This is a genomic window from Dactylosporangium maewongense, from assembly GCF_039531485.1.
Classification (GTDB): Bacteria; Actinomycetota; Actinomycetes; order Mycobacteriales; family Micromonosporaceae; genus Dactylosporangium; species Dactylosporangium maewongense.
Window position 1 is genome coordinate 140,506 of the sequence record NZ_BAAAQD010000005.1, and the last position, 16,608, is coordinate 157,113.

General features: G+C 73.5%; 13 protein-coding genes and 1 riboswitch. Of the genes, 8 read left to right on the forward strand and 5 right to left on the reverse strand.

Annotation, left to right across the window (positions count from 1 at the left end):
• The first annotated feature begins 9 nt into the window (after window positions 1–9).
• Window positions 10–360, forward strand: a complete 351-nt coding sequence (locus ABD332_RS14915; RefSeq protein WP_344502468.1) for a hypothetical protein — start codon at window positions 10–12, stop codon at window positions 358–360.
• Here ABD332_RS14915 and ABD332_RS14920 read toward each other — a convergent pair.
• From ABD332_RS14920 to ABD332_RS14930, 3 genes are read right to left on the reverse strand one after another with little or no spacing between them, the layout of a single operon-like run.
• On the reverse strand, window positions 351–1,859 hold the full coding sequence (locus ABD332_RS14920; RefSeq protein ID WP_344502469.1) for a precorrin-2 C(20)-methyltransferase: 1,509 nt from the start codon (window positions 1,857–1,859) through the stop codon (window positions 351–353). The genes ABD332_RS14915 and ABD332_RS14920 overlap by 10 nt on opposite strands.
• Window positions 1,856–2,530: a precorrin-8X methylmutase gene (locus ABD332_RS14925; RefSeq protein WP_344502470.1), complete on the reverse strand. Its 675-nt coding sequence runs from the start codon at window positions 2,528–2,530 to the stop codon at window positions 1,856–1,858. Before ABD332_RS14925 ends, ABD332_RS14920 begins: the two co-directional genes overlap by 4 nt.
• Window positions 2,527–3,666 (reverse strand): precorrin-3B synthase, encoded by a 1,140-nt coding sequence (locus tag ABD332_RS14930; protein ID WP_344502471.1) that lies wholly within the window; start codon window positions 3,664–3,666, stop codon window positions 2,527–2,529. Before ABD332_RS14930 ends, ABD332_RS14925 begins: the two co-directional genes overlap by 4 nt.
• A 114-nt stretch (window positions 3,667–3,780) precedes the next feature.
• Window positions 3,781–4,002, forward strand: a riboswitch (cobalamin riboswitch).
• A gap of 40 nt (window positions 4,003–4,042) precedes the next feature.
• Between ABD332_RS14930 and cobN the strand changes: the two genes are divergently transcribed.
• Window positions 4,043–7,594 carry a cobaltochelatase subunit CobN gene (gene cobN, locus ABD332_RS14935; protein WP_344502472.1) on the forward strand — a complete coding sequence of 1,184 codons (3,552 nt, stop codon included), beginning with the start codon at window positions 4,043–4,045 and terminating at the stop codon, window positions 7,592–7,594.
• A 255-nt stretch (window positions 7,595–7,849) separates the two neighbouring features.
• On the opposite strand, the gene ABD332_RS14940 is transcribed toward cobN, so the two are convergent.
• Window positions 7,850–8,767 carry an NADP-dependent oxidoreductase gene (locus ABD332_RS14940; protein ID WP_344502474.1) on the reverse strand — a complete coding sequence of 306 codons (918 nt, stop codon included), beginning with the start codon at window positions 8,765–8,767 and terminating at the stop codon, window positions 7,850–7,852.
• A gap of 99 nt (window positions 8,768–8,866) precedes the next feature.
• Between ABD332_RS14940 and ABD332_RS14945 the strand changes: the two genes are divergently transcribed.
• The 4 genes from ABD332_RS14945 to ABD332_RS14960 all read left to right on the forward strand — a co-directional run bounded on the left by ABD332_RS14945 (window position 8,867) and on the right by ABD332_RS14960 (window position 14,823).
• The gene (locus ABD332_RS14945; RefSeq protein WP_344502475.1) at window positions 8,867–9,793 is read left to right on the forward strand and encodes an AraC family transcriptional regulator; all 927 of its coding nucleotides are present in this window, start codon (window positions 8,867–8,869) and stop codon (window positions 9,791–9,793) included.
• A 149-nt stretch (window positions 9,794–9,942) separates the two neighbouring features.
• Window positions 9,943–11,304 carry a pyridoxal phosphate-dependent decarboxylase family protein gene (locus ABD332_RS14950; protein ID WP_344502476.1) on the forward strand — a complete coding sequence of 454 codons (1,362 nt, stop codon included), beginning with the start codon at window positions 9,943–9,945 and terminating at the stop codon, window positions 11,302–11,304.
• A 553-nt stretch (window positions 11,305–11,857) separates the two neighbouring features.
• On the forward strand, window positions 11,858–12,445 hold the full coding sequence (locus ABD332_RS14955) for a hypothetical protein (RefSeq protein ID WP_344502477.1): 588 nt from the start codon (window positions 11,858–11,860) through the stop codon (window positions 12,443–12,445).
• Between the two features lie 203 nt (window positions 12,446–12,648).
• The gene (locus ABD332_RS14960) at window positions 12,649–14,823 is read left to right on the forward strand and encodes a ricin-type beta-trefoil lectin domain protein (RefSeq protein WP_425552200.1); all 2,175 of its coding nucleotides are present in this window, start codon (window positions 12,649–12,651) and stop codon (window positions 14,821–14,823) included.
• On the opposite strand, the gene ABD332_RS14965 is transcribed toward ABD332_RS14960, so the two are convergent.
• Window positions 14,814–15,449, reverse strand: coding sequence for a hypothetical protein (locus ABD332_RS14965; protein ID WP_344502478.1), 636 nt, complete (start codon window positions 15,447–15,449; stop codon window positions 14,814–14,816). The genes ABD332_RS14960 and ABD332_RS14965 overlap by 10 nt on opposite strands.
• 12 nt (window positions 15,450–15,461) lie before the next feature.
• On the opposite strand from ABD332_RS14965, the gene ABD332_RS14970 reads away from it, so the two are divergent.
• Window positions 15,462–15,863, forward strand: a complete 402-nt coding sequence (locus ABD332_RS14970; RefSeq protein WP_344502479.1) for a GGDEF domain-containing protein — start codon at window positions 15,462–15,464, stop codon at window positions 15,861–15,863.
• Window positions 15,864–15,876: 13 nt separating this feature from the next.
• On the forward strand, window positions 15,877–16,608 hold the full coding sequence (locus tag ABD332_RS14975) for a cobalt-precorrin-6A reductase (RefSeq protein ID WP_344502480.1): 732 nt from the start codon (window positions 15,877–15,879) through the stop codon (window positions 16,606–16,608).

Sequence of the window (16,608 nt, forward strand, 5' to 3'; positions counted from 1 at the left end):
GCTCTACGGGTGGATCGACCCCTCGTCACCGTGTGCCGCGACTGCTGCTGCGGCTCGCCGCGCAAGCACCCGGACGTCGACCACGCCGGCCAGGTGGCGCGGCTCCGCCAGGCACTCGGGGCGGCGGGGGTCCGGGTCAGCGGCAGCCTGGACGCGTGCGCCCGCTCCAACATCGTCGTCGTGCACCCCACCCCGTCCGCCCGGCGGGCGGGTGCCCGGCCGGTGTGGCTCGGCTACCTGCTCGACGACGCCGTCATCGACGACCTGACCGCCTGGGTCGAGGCCGGCGGCCCGGGGGTGGCCCCGCTGCCCGCGATCCTGGAGCTGTACCTGACGAAGGCACCCGCGGGTCAGGGGTAGCGGCGGGGGGTGAAGACGACGGGGGCGCCGTCGCCGCGGGTCAGGGTGCGGGTCTGGGACGAGCCGACGATGAGCAGGGTTCGCATGTCCACTTCGGACGGGTCCAGGTCAGCGAGGCGCACCACGCGGACGCGCTCCTGCGGGCCGCCGACGTCGCGGCCCAGGACGACCGGGGTTTCCGGGGAGCGGTGGCGCAGCAGCAGGTCGCGGGCGGCCTCGACCTGCCAGGTGCGGCTCTTCGAGCCCGGGTTGTAGATGGCGATGACGAGGTCGGCGCCGGCCGCGGCCTCGAGGCGGGCGGCGATGACGTCCCACGGCTTCAGGCGGTCGGACAGCGACAGCACGCAGAAGTCGTGGCCGAGGGGGGCGCCCGCGCGGCTCGCCACCGCCTGGGCGGCGGTCAGGCCGGGCAGGACGCGCACCGGGACGTCCTTCCAGCGGGGTTCGGCGGCGATCTCCAGTACCGCGGCCGCCATCGCGAACACGCCCGGATCGCCGGACGACACGACGGCGACGCGGCGGCCTTCCTTCGCGAGGGACAGGGCGAACTCGGCGCGCTCCGACTCGACCTTGTTGTCGGAGGCGTGCCGGCGCTGGCGGGGGTTGGACGGGATCCGGGCCAGGTACGGGGCGTAGCCGACGAGGTCGGAGGCGGCCTCGACCGCGGCCAGGGCCTCGGGGGTGAGCCAGTCCCGGCCGGCTGGGCCGAGCCCGACGACGACGACCTCGCCGGCGGCGACCGCGGGCGGCGTGGACCGCAGCGCCGACGCCGTCTCCTCGTGCATGCGGCTCGGCAGCAGGGCGAGGGAGAAGTACGGGACCTCGGCCGGGTCCACAGTGGACAGAGGGGCGACGCGCTCGTTGGCGGTGGTGGCGCGCTCGACGTACCAGGCGTCATCGAGGCGGCCGGCGCGCTCCAGGGCGTCCCGGACGGCCCCGAACGTGCGGCCGAGCTTCATGACGGCGGCGGAGTCGGTGCTGGCGAGCCGCGCGGCCAGGTCGTCGACGGGCAGCGTGCCGGGCAGCACGGTGAGCACCTCGTCGCGCTCGACGAGGGGGCGGCCGAGCACCGCGGACGCGCCCGAGACGGAGGTGACGCCCGGCACGACCTCCGTCGCGTAGGCGTGCGACAGGCGCTTGTGCATGTGCATGTACGAGCCGTAGAAGAACGGGTCGCCCTCACAGAGCACGACCACGTCACGGCCGGCGTCGAGGTGCGCGGCGAGCCGGGCCGCCCACGCGTCGTAGTGCTCCTCGATGAGGGCCCGGTAGTCGCGGACCTCCTCGGTGGTGACCGGGTAGACGAGCGCCTCTTCGATCTGGCCGTCGCGCAGGTACGGCGCGGCGATCGAACGGGCGATGCTGCGCCCGTGGCGGGCGCTGTGGAACGCGACGACGGGTGCGGCGGCGACGAGCCGGGCCGCCTTGACCGTCACGAGCTCCGGGTCGCCGGGGCCGAGTCCTACGCCGTACAACCGACCGGTGTCCACTGTGGTCATTCCTTCTCGTCCGCGATGGCGTTGACGGCGGCGGCCGTCATCGCGCTGCCGCCCCGGCGGCCGTGCACGACCAGGTGTGGCAGGTCCGACGCCGCGAGCGCGACCTTCGACTCGGCCGCGCCGATGAACCCGACGGGGATGCCCAGCACGGCCGCGGGCCGGGGCGCGCCGGCCGCGATCATCTCCAGGAGCCGGAACAGCGCCGTCGGCGCGTTGCCGATGGCGACGACCGCGCCGTCGAGGCGCGGACCCCACAGGTCGAGGGCGGCGGCGCTGCGCGTGGTGCCCAGCTCATGGGCGAGCGCCGGGACCCGCGGGTCGCGCAGCGTGCACAGGACCTCGTTGTCGCGGGGCAGCCGGGCGCGGGTCACGCCGGAGGCGACCATCTCCGCGTCGCACAGGATCGGGGCGCCGTCGCGCAGGGCGGCGCGGGCGAGGCGCACGACGTCCGCGCTGTACCCGACGTCACCGGCGAGGTCGACCATGCCGCACGCGTGGATCATGCGGACGGTGACCTGGGCGACGTCGGCGGGCAGCGCGGACAGGTCGGCCTCGGCGCGGATCGTCGCGAACGACCGCCGGTAGATCTCCGCGCCGTCCTTGACGTAGTCGAAGCCACCGTCCTGGACGGAACCGGAGGCGCCATCAGCGACGGTCTCCTGAGCCGTCATGACAGCACCCGGTAGCCGTCGGCGGTCGCGAGCATCTCCACGTGCCTTCCCTTCGGTGCGCCGCAGCGCCGTTCGCAGCCGACCCAGTGCACCGGCAACGCATGGTCGAGACCGCTGAGGACGGCCGCGCGGGCGTCGGCGCGCACGTCGGCGAGGGCCTTCGCGCAGCCGGGCCGGCCGGCGCACGCCGTGACCCCGGCCCACGGTGTCGCGGGGTCGGTGCCGAGGCCGGCGGTCGTCAGCAGTGACTCGAGACGTCCAGCTTCTTCGACCGGCACGTCGGGCACGACGACGGTCCGCCACGGCGTGACGATGATCTCCCCCGGCGCCGCCGCGACGAGCGCCGCCGACTGCTCCGGTGTCAGCAGCCCGAGTGGTACGACCACCGTCAGCGCGACCAGTCCCCCGACCTGCGGGGCCCGTCCGACCGCCGGCCCAGGCGAGCCTACGAATTGGTCAACGTCTGTACCGGGGGCGAACCCCAGGCGGGCCGCCACCCGGGCCGGGCCGTCGGTCAGCTCGGCCAGCCGCCACGCGGTGCCGCCCTGCGCAGCGCGCTCGTCCAGGAACGCCCGGGACGCCCGGAGCAGCAGCTCAGCGGGGTTGTCACCGCCCCGGCCCGCGGTCGGGAGCCCGGCGAGGAGGAGGCGGTCGCCGTGCAGGCCGACGTCGCCGCCGAGCGGGGACACGTCGCCGCGCCCGTCGTCGATGGTCACCAGGAACCGGCCGGGCAGCGCCGCCAGCGCGGGGTCGGCGCACAGCCCGGCGTCGAACGCGGCCACCACCGGCCGCACGTCCAGCTCGCCGAGGCCGTCGCGGCCGCTGAGCGGGCTGGCGATGATGTTGCGGACCCGCTCGTGGGTGTCCGACGGCAGCAGTCCCGCGGCGGTGAGCCTGGCCGCCAGCTCCGGCGACGCGTCCGGCCGCAGCCCTCTGATCTGCACGTTTCCGCGCGAGGTGAGCTCCAGGGCGGGGTCGCCGAGGTCCGCGGCGGCGGCGCGGAGGACCGCGAGGGCTGGGACGGGCAGCCGCCCCCCGGGCAGCCGGACGCGGGCAAGACCGCCGTCGGCCGCCGCGTGGACCTGCACGGCACCCGGGCACCGGTCCGGAGCGTCACGTCCACTGGCAGCCTGCACGCGCCGGATACTACTGCGCAGCGCCGCCCCCGACCCAAGGAAGCCGACCAAGCGACCCGGCCAAGCGGGCCGACCGGCGGCGGCCGGCCCGGGCGAGCTTGACGCAAGGAAGCCGTGACCGGCAGAGTTGGCGGTGCTGTACGGCGACGTGTGGAGGAAGCCGGTGTGAATCCGGCGCGGTCCCGCCACTGTGACCGGGGAGTGGACCTCCGACGACGGCCACCGGGCCCAGCGCCCAGGGGGCCGGAGACGACGGCCACCGGGTGCGAGCCCGGGAAGGCCGGAGGCGAGCGCCGATCCGGGAGCCAGGAGACTCTCCGCCGCCGGAACCTTTCCCGACCGACTTGGGGCGCGGACCCCGAGGGAGGACCCCGGCGTGATCCTGCTGCTGTCGACGTCCGACACCGACCTGCTCAGCGCCCGTGCGAGCGGCGCGGCGTTCCGGCTGGCCAACCCGTCCCGCCTCACCGTGGAGGAGCTGCCGGCCCTGGCCGACGGCGCCGACCTGGTCGTGGTGCGGTTCCTGGGCGGCTACCGCGACTGGCAGGAGGGGTTCGACACGCTGCTGCGCCTGCCGGCGCCGGTGGTGCTGCTCGGCGGTGAGTCGCTGCCCGACGCGGAGCTGATGCGCCACTCGACGGTGCCCGCCGGCGTCGCCGCGGAGGCCCACGCCTACTTCACCGAGGGCGGCCCCGCCAACCTCGCCGAGCTGCACAACTTCCTCTCCGACACGGTCCTGCTGACCGGCCACGGGTTCGCGCCGCCGGTGCAGACCCCCGCGTGGGGAGAGCTGGACCGGGAGTCCACGGCCGACGGTCCGACCGTCGGGATCATCTACTACCGGGCGCACCACCTGGCGGGAAACACCGCGTTCGTGGAGACGCTCTGCGAGGCCGTCGAGGACGCGGGCGGGCGGGCCCTGCCGGTGTTCGCCTCGTCGCTGCGGGCCGCCCCGGCGGAGCTGCTCGACACGCTGCGGCAGGCGGACGCGCTGGTCGTCACGGTCCTCGCCGCGGGCGGCACCCGGCCCGCCGACGCGCAGGCCGGCGGCGAGGACGGGGCGTGGGACGTCGGCGCCCTGGCCGCGCTCGACGTGCCGATCCTGCAGGGGCTGTGCCTCACGAGCTCCCGCGACACCTGGGACGCCAACGACGACGGGCTGTCGCCGCTGGACACCGCGACGCAGGTCGCGATCCCCGAGTTCGACGGCCGGATCATCACGGTGCCGTTCTCGTTCAAGGAGATCGACGCCGACGGCCTCACCGTGTACGTCGCCGACCGGGAGCGGGCCGGCCGGGTCGCCGGGACCGCGGTCGCGCACGCCCGGCTGCGGCACCTGCGGCCCGAGGACCGCAAGATCGTGCTGATGCTCAGCGCGTACCCGACGAAGCACGCGCGGATCGGCAACGCGGTCGGCCTGGACACGCCCGCGAGCGTCGTGCGGCTGCTCGATGCGATGCACGCGCAGGGGTACGTCGGCGCCGACGGCTTCCCGAAGGACGGCGACGCGCTGATGCACACGCTCATCGCCGCCGGCGGGCAGGACGTGAACTGGCTCACCGAGGACCAGCTGCGCGGCAACCCGATCCGGATCTCCGCCGCCCGGTACCGGAGCTGGTTCGACACGCTCCCCGCCGACCTGCGGGAGGAGATGGAGCGGCACTGGGGGCCGGCGCCCGGTGAGCTGTTCGTCGACACGTCCCGCGACCCCGGCGGCGAGATCGTCCTCGCCGCGCTGCGCGAGGGCAACGTCGTGGTGATGGTGCAGCCGCCGCGCGGCTTCGGGGAGAACCCCGTCGCGATCTACCACGACCCCGACCTGCCGCCGAGCCACCACTACCTGGCCGCGTACCGGTGGCTCGCCGACGAGTTCGGCGCGCACGCGGTCGTGCACGTCGGCAAGCACGGCAACCTCGAGTGGCTGCCGGGCAAGACGGTCGGGATGTCCGCCTCGTGCGGCGCCGACGCGGCCCTCGGAAACCTGCCGCTGATCTACCCGTTCCTGGTCAACGACCCCGGCGAGGGCACCCAGGCGAAGCGGCGGGCGCACGCCACCCTGGTCGACCACCTGATCCCGCCGATGGCGCGCGCCGAGTCGTACGGTGACATCGCCCGCCTCGAGCAGCTCCTGGACGAGCACTCGACGATCGCGGCCCTCGACCCGGCGAAGCTGCCGGCGATCCGCGGGCAGATCTGGACGCTGCTGCAGGCGGCGCGGCTCGACCACGACCTGGGCCTGGCCGACCGGCCGGGTGACGACGGGTTCGACGAGCTGATCCTGCACATCGACGGCTGGCTCTGCGAGATCAAGGACGTCCAGATCCGCGACGGGCTGCACGTGCTCGGCGTCGCGCCGGCGGGCGAGGCCCGGGTCGACCTGGTCCTCGCCATGCTGCGGGCGCGGCAGCTGTGGGGCGGCGCGGTCGCGCTGCCCGGCCTGCGCGAGGCCCTCGGCCTGACCGAGGGCTCGACCGCGCGCGTGTCGGTCGACGAGGCCGAGTCGCAGGCCCGCGCCCTCGTGGCGGAGATGGAGTCACGGGGCTGGCCCACCACCGACATCTCCGACATTTCGGATTTGCCGGATGTGGTACGGGTGCTGGAGTTCGCCGCACGGGAGATCGTGCCGCGGCTGTCCCGTACCGGCGACGAACTGACGATGGTCCTGCATGCGCTGGACGGAGGGTATGTCCCGGCGGGGCCGAGCGGGTCGCCGCTGCGCGGGCTGATCAACGTGCTGCCGACCGGGCGCAACTTCTACTCCGTCGACCCGAAGGCGATCCCGAGCCGGCTCGCGTGGGAGACGGGTCAGGCGATGGCCGACTCGCTGCTCGCCCGCTACAAGGCCGACCACGGTGCGTGGCCGCGCTCCGTCGGCCTGTCGATGTGGGGCACCAGCGCCATGCGCACCGCCGGCGACGACATCGCCGAGGCGCTCGCGCTGCTCGGTGTCCGGCCCGTCTGGGACGACGCGTCCCGCCGGGTGGTCAGCCTCACCCCCGTCGACCTCGCCGAGCTGGGCCGCCCCCGCATCGACGTCACGATGCGCATCAGCGGCTTCTTCCGCGACGCGTTCCCGCACGTGGTCGCGCTTCTGGACGACGCGGTGCAGCTGGTCGCCGCGCTGGACGAGTCCCCCGACGACAACTACGTCCGCGCCCACGTCGCCGCCGACGTGGCCACGCACGGCGACGAGCGGCGCGCCACGCTGCGCGTCTTCGGGTCCAAGCCGGGCGCGTACGGCGCCGGCATCCTCCCCCTCATCGACAGCCGTAACTGGCGCGACGACGCCGACCTGGCCGAGGTGTACGCGGTGTGGGGCGGCTACGCGTACGGCCGCGACCTGGACGGGCTGCTCGCCCGGGGCGACATGGAAGGCGCGTACAAGCGGATCAGCGTCGCGGTCAAGAACACCGACACCCGCGAGCACGACATCGCCGACTCCGACGACTACTTCCAGTACCACGGCGGCATGATCGCCACCGTCCGCGCGCTGACGGGCCGCGCCCCGGCCGCGTACGTCGGCGACAGCACCAACCCCGACGCCGTGCGCACCCGCACCCTGAGCGAGGAGACCGCCCGCGTCTTCCGCGCCCGCGTCGTCAACCCCCGCTGGCTCGCCGCCATGCGCCGCCACGGCTACAAGGGCGCCTTCGAGCTCGCCGCCACCGTCGACTACCTGTTCGGCTTCGACGCCACCGCCGGCGTCGTCGCAGACTGGATGTACGAGAAGCTCGCCGAGTCCTACGTCTTCGACCCCGAGAACCGCAAGTTCCTCGACGAGTCCAACCCGTGGGCCCTGCACGGCATCACCGAACGCCTCCTGGAAGCCGCCGACCGCAACCTCTGGGAACACCCGGAACAGTCCACCCTGGACGCCTTGCGCCAGGTGTACCTCGAAACCGAGGGCGACCTCGAGGACGACAACTAGCCCGGCCCTGTGCTTCCGCCCCACCGCTGCCGCGGCGGGTCCCGGCGGGGATTCTCACCCGCACCCCAATGCGCCGCTCCGCGGCGCACTGCCCGCGCTCGCGCGGCAGGATGGCGCTCACGCGAGCATCCCGCGGCCAGCCCGACCCCTTCATTGATCCAAGGACGAATCCGGTCGTTCGGGTGACCGTTTCCGTCCTTCGATCATGACGCCGATGGCCTGTGTCGCCGACGTACGTAAGGCGGCGGCGCGGGGTCAGGGCACGAGGACGGTCTTGCCGCGGATCAGGCCGGACTCGGCGGCGACGTGGACGGCGGGCAGGTCGGTGAGCGGGCGGGTGGCGGTGACGTCCAGGTGGACCGCGCCGGTGTCGATGAGGGCGACCAGCGCGGCGAGCTGCGTGGTGTCGTTGCGTGCGACGAACTGCACGGTGGTCAGCGAGGATCCGGCGGGGACGGGGATCGGCACCGTGGCGGACACCGCGACGCCGCCGGGGCGCAGGAGGGGCAGGAGCGTCGCGGCGGCGTGCTGCGGGTCGAGGGCGACGAGGTTGAGGACGGCGTCGACGGGTTCGTCGAGGGCGGCGGCGAGCGGGGTGGTCGTGTAGTCGATGACCTGGTGGGCGCCGAGGCGGCGGACGGTGGCGGCGCTGCGTGGTCCGGCCGTGGCGATCACGTGCGCGCCGGCGTGCCTGGCGAGCTGGACCGCGAACCCGCCGACGCCGCCGCCCGCGCCGTTGACCAGGACCCGCTGGCCGGGCGTGACGTTCGCGTGGTCGAACACGGCCTGCCAGGCGGTCAGGCCGGCGACGGGGACGGCGGCCGCGTGGGCGAGCGGGACGGTGGCGGGCGCGGCGACGAGCGTGTCCGCCGCGGCGGTGACGAACTCCGCTGCCGTGCCGCCGCTGTCGACCCGGCCGATCACCGGGGCGCCGGGGGCGAGGGTGTGCACGCCGTGGCCTACCTCGACGACGGTGCCGGCGACCTCACTGCCGAGCGTGAGCGGCAGGTCGACCGGCAGGACGGACCGCAGCAGCCCGCGGCGCAGGCCCACGTCCGACGGGTTGAACGACGTCGCGGCGACCCGCAGCAGGACCTCACCCGGACCGGCGGACGGGCGGGGCACGTCCTCGGCGCGGATGACCGAAGCGTCGCCGTACACATGGATTCGCATGGCTCTCACCGGTCGAACCTATGGCGAGGAAGCGGGACGAGCCATGCTTGGAACGCCTTGTTTCATGCGTGATCGTCCCGCGCCGGTACGATCGGCGGGATGGACGTGCTCAGCGACGTGATCGCGGTGATGCGGACGGGGCAGCCGCGGTCGGCGCGGGTGGCGTGGCGCGCGCCGTGGGCGCAGGAGTTCGCGCCGGTGCCGGGGTCCGCGGGCTTCCAGGTGATCCTGCAGGGATCGTGCTGGCTCATCAGGCCGCAGGGCGAGCCGGTCGCCCTCGCGCCCGGGGATGTGGTGCTGCGTCCGCACGGGCACGGCCACACGCTCGCGGACGACCCGCGGACACCGCCGGCGCCCGCCTGCGACCCGGCCGACCCCAGGGCGCTCCAGCCGTATGTCGCCGACACCGCCGGCGGTGACGGCCCCGCCACGGTCACGCTGTGCGGCGGATACCAGCTGGACGGGACCCGCGTCCACCCGCTGCTGCGGGACCTGCCGGAGCTCATCCACCTGCCCGCGCACCTGGGCCGGCACCCCGAGCTGCGCGCGACCGTGGACCTGCTCGCCGGTGAGCTGGAGCGCCCCCGCCTCGGCACCGCCGCGATCGTCCCCGCCCTGCTCGACACGCTGCTGCTGCACGTCCTGCGGGCCTGGATCGAGCGGCAGCCCCTCCGTGAGGCCGCCGCCGGGTGGGCAGCGGCGCTCAACGACCCGGCCGTCGCCGCTGCCCTGCAGGCCATGCACCGCGACCCGGGCCGCCCGTGGACCGTCGCCACCCTGGCCGCCGAGGCCGGGCTGTCCCGGACCCCGTTCGCCCGCCGGTTCACCCAGCTCCTCGGCCAGCCGCCGCTGACGTACCTGACGTGGTGGCGGATGACCACCGCCGCGCGGCTGCTGCAGGAGTCCGGCGCGCCGCTGAGCGCCGTCGCGGCCCGCGTCGGCTACTCGTCGGAGTTCGCCTTCGCCGCCGCGTTCAAACGGCAGCACGGCACCGCCCCCGGCCGGTACCGCAGAAGTCGTGCATGAGCGCACTGAACGGTGACATGTCGACGGCGTCGGGCTCGCACCGACCACCCCACGTCGCCGGCCGGGCTGCCCCGCCCTCATCCGCGACAGCGTGCTCGATCCTCGGCGTTCTCTAGCTCTCCCAGGGCGGCCGGGACAGTATGGGACGTATGGAGCAACCCGACTGGCACGGCCCGCTCACCGAGGCGTACGAGCAGGCGACCCGCTTCCTGACCGGTCTCCCGTCCCGCCCGGTCGGCAGCGGCGCCGGCCCGGACGAGCTGCGGGCGGCGCTCGGCGGGCCGCTGCCCGACAAGGGCACCGACGCGCGTGAGGTGATCGCCCGGCTCGCCGCCGCGGCCGACGCCGGGATCGTCGCGTCGCCGAGCGGCAGGTTCTTCGGGTTCGTCATCGGCGGCGCGACACCGGCCGCGCTCGCCGCCGACTGGCTCACCGCGACCTGGGACCAGAACGCGGGCCTCTACGCCGCCGGCCCGTCCGCCGCGGTCGTCGAGGAGGTCGCCGGCGGTTGGCTCCGCGACCTGTTCGGCCTGCCGGCGCACACCTCGGTCGGCTTCGTCACCGGCGCGCAGATGAGCCACGTGACCGCGCTCGCCGCCGCCCGCCACGAGGTCCTGCGCCGCGCCGGCTGGGACGTCGAGGCCGGCGGCCTGCACGGCGCCCCGCGCATCACGGTCGTCGCCGGCGCCGACCGGCACTCGACCATCGACCGCGCGCTGCGGTTCCTCGGCATCGGCACCGCCGCGCTGGTGCCGGTGGACGTCGACGACCAGGGCCGCATGCAGCCGGACGCGCTGCGCACCGCGCTCGACGACATCGACGGCCCGGTCATCGTCTGCGCCCAGCTGGGCAACGTCAACACCGGCGCGTGCGACCCGATCGCCGCCATCTGCGACATCGCGCACGCGTCCGGCGCCTGGGTCCACGTCGACGGCGCCTTCGGCCTGTGGGCCGCGGCCAGCTCCCGCCACCGCCACCTCGTGACGGGCGTCGACCGGGCCGACTCCTGGACCACCGACGCCCACAAGTGGCTCAACGTCCCGTACGACTCCGGCCTCGTCTTCTGCGCCCACCCTCAGGCCCACCGTGCCGCCATGGGCGTCCGCGCCGCCTACCTCGTCCACGCGGGCGGCAACGAACGCGACGCCCTCGACCACAACCCGGAGTTCTCCCGCCGCGCGCGCGGTTTCCCCGTGTACGCGGCCCTGCGCACCCTCGGCCGGAACGGCGTCGAGGCCCTCATCGACCGCACCTGCGAGCTGGCCACCCGCTTCGCCACCCACATGGGCGACGCGGTCCTCAACGAGGTCGTCCTCAACCAGGTCCTGCTCACCTTCGGCCCGCAGACCTTCGACCTCATCACCCGCGTCCGCGAGGAAGGCACCTGCTGGGTCAGCGGCACCACCTGGCAGGGCAGTCCCGCCATGCGCTTCTCCGTCAGCAACCACACCACCGACGAGTCAGACATCGACCGCGCCGCCGAGGTCATCCTCCGCCTCGCCACCTCCTGACCAGCCGCCGCCTTGATCGAAGGACGGAAGCGGCCGTCCCCCGACAACCAGATCCATCCTTGGATCATGCGGTTCGGGGGAGGGTACGGCCTTTCCCCGTGTCAGGACGCACGTAGCGGTCGCATCACGCCGCGGAACCCGGATCGAGCACCTTGCCGCGGGTAGCGCGGTCGCGGGCGGTAGTGCGGGGAACGTCAGGGCTTGATCGAAGGATCGCAGTGGTCGTCATGGGCCGGATTCGTCCTTCGATCTTGCGCGGCGGCGGACAAGTGGGCGTTCCAACCGGAGTTGGACGGGCCGCGGATGCCCGCGCGAGCGCAGGCAGTGCGCCGCGGAGCGGCGCATTGGGGTGCGGGTGAGAATCCCCGCCGGGACCCGCCGCGAAGCGGTGGGGCGGAAACACAGCGCAGTGAGGTGGGACACGGTGGTTGTCGGGTGGCATACATCCGGGATTCAACGGCCGGGTGGGGTGCGTAGGTTCATGGGCGTCGCAAGGAAAACAACCCCCGGACACCTTCCCCGCACCACCACATATATAAGGAAACGAATCCCCATGAAGCGTCTGCTGATCGCGTCCGTTGTCGCCGGTGCCACCCTGCTGCTGACCGCCGCCTGCGGGGGTGATGACAAGAAGGCCGACGACAAGAAGGACGCGCCGGCCGCCGCGGCCTCGACCGTTGCCAGCGGCGCGCCCGCCGGGAGTGGGCAGCCGTCCGGGAGCGCCAGCGCGAAGGCGAGCGGTGCGGCCGGGAAGGGGCTGCAGTACCAGACGGTGGCGAAGCTGACCGGTGACCTGTTCACCAAGGACCCGCTGTGCCCGGTCGGCCAGTGGGACACGAACTCGACGGGCGTGCCCTCGAAGTACCGGTCCGCGGTCGCGAACTTCAAGCAGTTCGACTGCTACAAGAAGAAGGGCGACTTCATGCCGTCGCGGGGGCAGCAGGCGATCTTCGTGGAGTTCAAGGCGGCCAACGCGGCCAAGGCGTACGCGCAGGACGAGGCGAAGATGTACCCGACGCTCATCGTCGGCAACACGGTCGTCGTGGCGGGCACGGGCCTGGAGAACACGGACATGAAGGCCTACCTGGAGGCCGTGAACGAGACGGTCGGCGGCGCGGGCGAGATCCTGGCGAAGGCCTAAATCCGCAGGCCAGCCCCTTAATTCAGGTCGCGTATTGACTAAGGTACCGGGGCGGGAATAGCCTCCGATGGATCTGTAAGGCAACTTCACAGATCTCGGCCTCCGTCGTCACCCACCGGCGTCGGAGGGCGGCTCCCCGCCCGCCCCGGACCTACCCCCGACATGGGTCCCGAGGGCGGGCGAACCGCCCAGAAGGGACCCCCGTGACCCGCATCTCACGACGCAGGATCGGTCTCGCCATCGGCGCGACCGTCCTTGCCGTCACCGGCACCACCGTGGTCGCCATGACCACCGCCTCGGCCGCCGCCACCGGCCAGATCACCGGCTACGGCGGCAAGTGCGTCGACGTCGCCGCCGCCAGCAACGCCAACGGCACCCAGGTCCAGCTGTACACCTGCAACGGCACCGGCGCCCAGCAGTGGACGGTCGGCGACGACGGCACGATCCGCGCCCTCGGCAAGTGCCTCGACGTCAACGCCGCCAGCAACGCCAACGGCACGAAGATCCAGATCTGGGACTGCAACGGGACCACCGCGCAGCAGTGGTCCAAGCAGAGCGACGGCACGCTGCGGTCGCTCGGCAAGTGCCTGGACGCGACCGGCCCCAGCTCCGCCGACGGGACCAAGCTCCAGCTGTGGGACTGCTTCGCGAGCGCCAACCAGCAGTGGACGCTCCCGGGAGGCACCACGAACCCGCCGACCAGCACGCCCCCGAACAACCCGAACAACCCCGACCTCGGCCCGAACGTGTCGGTGTTCGACTCCTCGATGTCGCAGGCGACGATCCAGAACCGGCTCAACACCGTGTTCAACCAGCAGGTGACGAACCAGTTCGGCGACGCCCGGTTCGCGCTGCTGTTCAAGCCCGGCACGTACAACGTCAACGCCAACGTCGGGTTCTTCACCCAGGTCGCCGGCCTCGGGCTGAGCCCGGACTCGGTGGTCATCAACGGCGCCGTGCACGCCGAGGCCGACTGGTGGCCGGACGGCTCGCAGAACGCGACGCAGAACTTCTGGCGCTCCGCGGAGAACCTGTCGGTCACCCCGACCGGCGGGCTCGACCGGTGGGCGGTGTCGCAGGCCGCGCCGTACCGGCGGATGCACGTGCGCGGGAACCTGGCGCTGTCCGACGGCGGCTGGTCCAGCGGTGGCTGGATCTCCGACAGCAAGATCGACGGCCAGATCCAGTCCGGCAGCCAGCAGCAGTGGATCACCCGTAACTCGCAGATCGGCAGCTGGTCCGGCTCCAACTGGAACCAGGTCTTCGTCGGTACCGCCGGCGCGCCCGGCAACAGCTTCCCCAACCCGCCGTACACCACGGTCGGCACCGCGCCGGTCGTGCGGGAGAAGCCGTTCCTGTACGTCGACGGCGCCGGCGCCTACCAGGTGTTCGTGCCGTCGCTGCGGACCAACGCCAGCGGCAACAGCTGGTCCAGCGGCAGCACCGCCGGGTCGAGCCTGCCGATCAGCCAGTTCTACATCGTGAAGGCCGGCGCGACCGCGGCCAGCATCAACGCGGCCCTCGCCGCCGGGCAGAACCTGCTGTTCACCCCCGGCGTGTACCACGTGAACGACACCATCCGGATCACCCGCGCCAACACGGTCGTGCTCGGCCTGGGCCTGGCCACGATCGTGCCCGACAACGGCGTGACCGCGATGACCGTCGCCGACGTCGACGGCGTGAAGGTCGCCGGGGTCCTCTTCGACGCCGGCACCACCAACTCGCAGGTCCTCATGGAGGTCGGCCCGAACGGCTCGACCGCGGACCACTCGGCGAACCCGACCTCGCTGCACGACGTGTTCTTCCGCGTCGGCGGCTCGATCGCCGGCAAGGCGACCGTCAGCCTGCGGGTCAACAGCAACAACGTGATCGGCGACCACATGTGGATCTGGCGCGCCGACCACGGCAACGGCGGCACCGTCGGCTGGAACATCAACACCGGCGCGAACGGCCTCGTCGTCAACGGCAACAACGTCACCATGTACGGCCTGTTCGTCGAGCACTACCAGCAGTACCAGACGATCTGGAACGGCAACGGCGGCCGGACGTACTTCTACCAGAACGAGATCCCGTACGACGTGCCGAACCAGTCCAGCTGGTCCAGCGGCGGCGGGGCGCAGGGCTGGGCCGCGTACAAGGTCGGCGCGAACGTCACCAGTCACGAGGCGTGGGGGCTGGGCAGCTACTGCTTCTTCAGCACCAACCCGAGCGTCGTGCTGGGCCACTCGTTCGAGGTCCCGCAGACCCCGAACGTGAAGTTCCACAACATGGTCACCGTCTCCCTCGGCGGCACCGGCACCATCGCGCACATCATCAACAACACCGGCGGGCCGTCGAACTCCTCGACGAACGTCGCGAACTGGGTCAACTACCCGTAACCACTGCCGATCAGACCGGCGATGCTGTTCGTCGCCGGTCTGCTCGCGGTCTGCGCCGCGGCCCAGGTCGCGGTGGCCCTGGCGCCCACGGCCGGCACGATCGCGACCGTGGGCGCCGCCACGACGCTCCTCGCCCTCGCCACGAACGTGCGGCTCTTCCGCCGTTTCGCCGCCGGCACCGGCAGGGCCAGGGTCGCCTGGTTCTTCGCCGGGCTCGCGTCCAGCGGCTGGACCCTGGCCTGCCTGCTGTACGTCCTGGACGTCGTCGCCGGGCGGGACGGGCCGCCGCCGCGGGCCGGGGACTGGGCGTCGCTGCTCGCGGTCGGGCTCGCGCCCGCGGTCCTGCTCAGCGCGCCCGCCGCCCCGCAGTCCCTGGAGCAGCGGGTCCGGCTGGCCCTCGACGGGGTGATGGTCGCGGCGGCGCTGTTCGTGCCGGCCTGGCCGCTGCTGCTGCGCGACACGATGCACGCCATCGGCAGCCTCGGCGGGGTCGTCGCGACCGGCGTGCCGAGCGTGCACATCGCCTGCATCGCGATCGCGATCGTCCTGCTGTCCCGCAGCCGGCTCGGCGGCACGACCGCCGTCACCGTCCTGACCGGCGGGTTCGCCGTGTTCGCCGCCGCCACGCTCGTCTACCTGTGGCTCGGCCGGCACGGCTGGACCTCGACGGGTTCAAGCAGGTCAACGACACGCTCGGGCACCCGGCCGGCGACCGGGTGCTGGTCGAGGCGGCCGGCGCGCTGCGGGCCGCGGTCCGCGCCGGCGACCTGCCCGCCCGGCTCGGCGGCGACGAGTTCGCGGTCCTGCTCGCCGACGTGCGCGACGAGCGGGAGGCGGTCGCGGTCGCCGACCGGATCATCGCCGGGATCGTGGCGCGGGTGGCGTCGTCGGGCTGCCCGGTGCGGGTCGGCGCGAGCGCCGGGGTGGTGGTCCGCACGCCGGGACTGGACGACGAGACGATGTTCCGCCTCGCCGACGCCGCGCTGTACCGCTCGAAGGCGGCCGGCAAGGGACGCGTCGAGCTGCACGTCGCCGCATGACATTCTTGCCGGCGTGCGCACTGTGCTCATCCTCGGCGGGACCGGTGAGGCGAGGCGGCTCGCGGAGGCGCTGACCGGCGGCTGCCGGGTGATCAGCTCCCTCGCCGGGCGGGTCGCGGACCCTGCCCTGCCGCCCGGCGAGGTCCGCGTCGGCGGGTTCGGCGGCCCCGCGGGGCTGGCCTCCTACGTGCGGGCCGAGGCGGTCGACGTGGTCGTCGACGCGACCCATCCGTTCGCGGCGGGGATGAGCGCGTCGGCGGCGGCGGCAGGTGTACCGCTGGTGGTGCTGCGACGCCCGGGTTGGGTCGCCGGCGAGGGCGACGAGTGGCACCGGGTACAGGACCTCGATGCCGCGGCGGCGTTCATCGCGGCATCCCCCTACGAGCGGGTGTTCCTCACCACCGGCAGGCAGGGCCTCGGCGCGTTCGCCGCCCTGACGGACCGCTGGTTCCTCGTGCGCAGCGTCGACCCGGTGGCGCCGCCGCACCCGCCGCGGCTGGAGTCGATCCTCGACCGGGGGCCGTTCACCGTCGACGGGGAGACGGCGCTGCTCACCTCGTACGACATCCAGCTCCTCGTGACGAAGGACAGCGGCGGCCCGATGACGGCCGCGAAGCTGGACGCGGCACGGTCGCTGCGGCTGCCGGTGCTCATGGTCGACCGGCCCCCCGTCACGCCCGGCGTGCCCGTGGTGGCGAGCGTCACCGACGCCCTCACACACCTGCGGGGCCTCGGCATCTCCTGA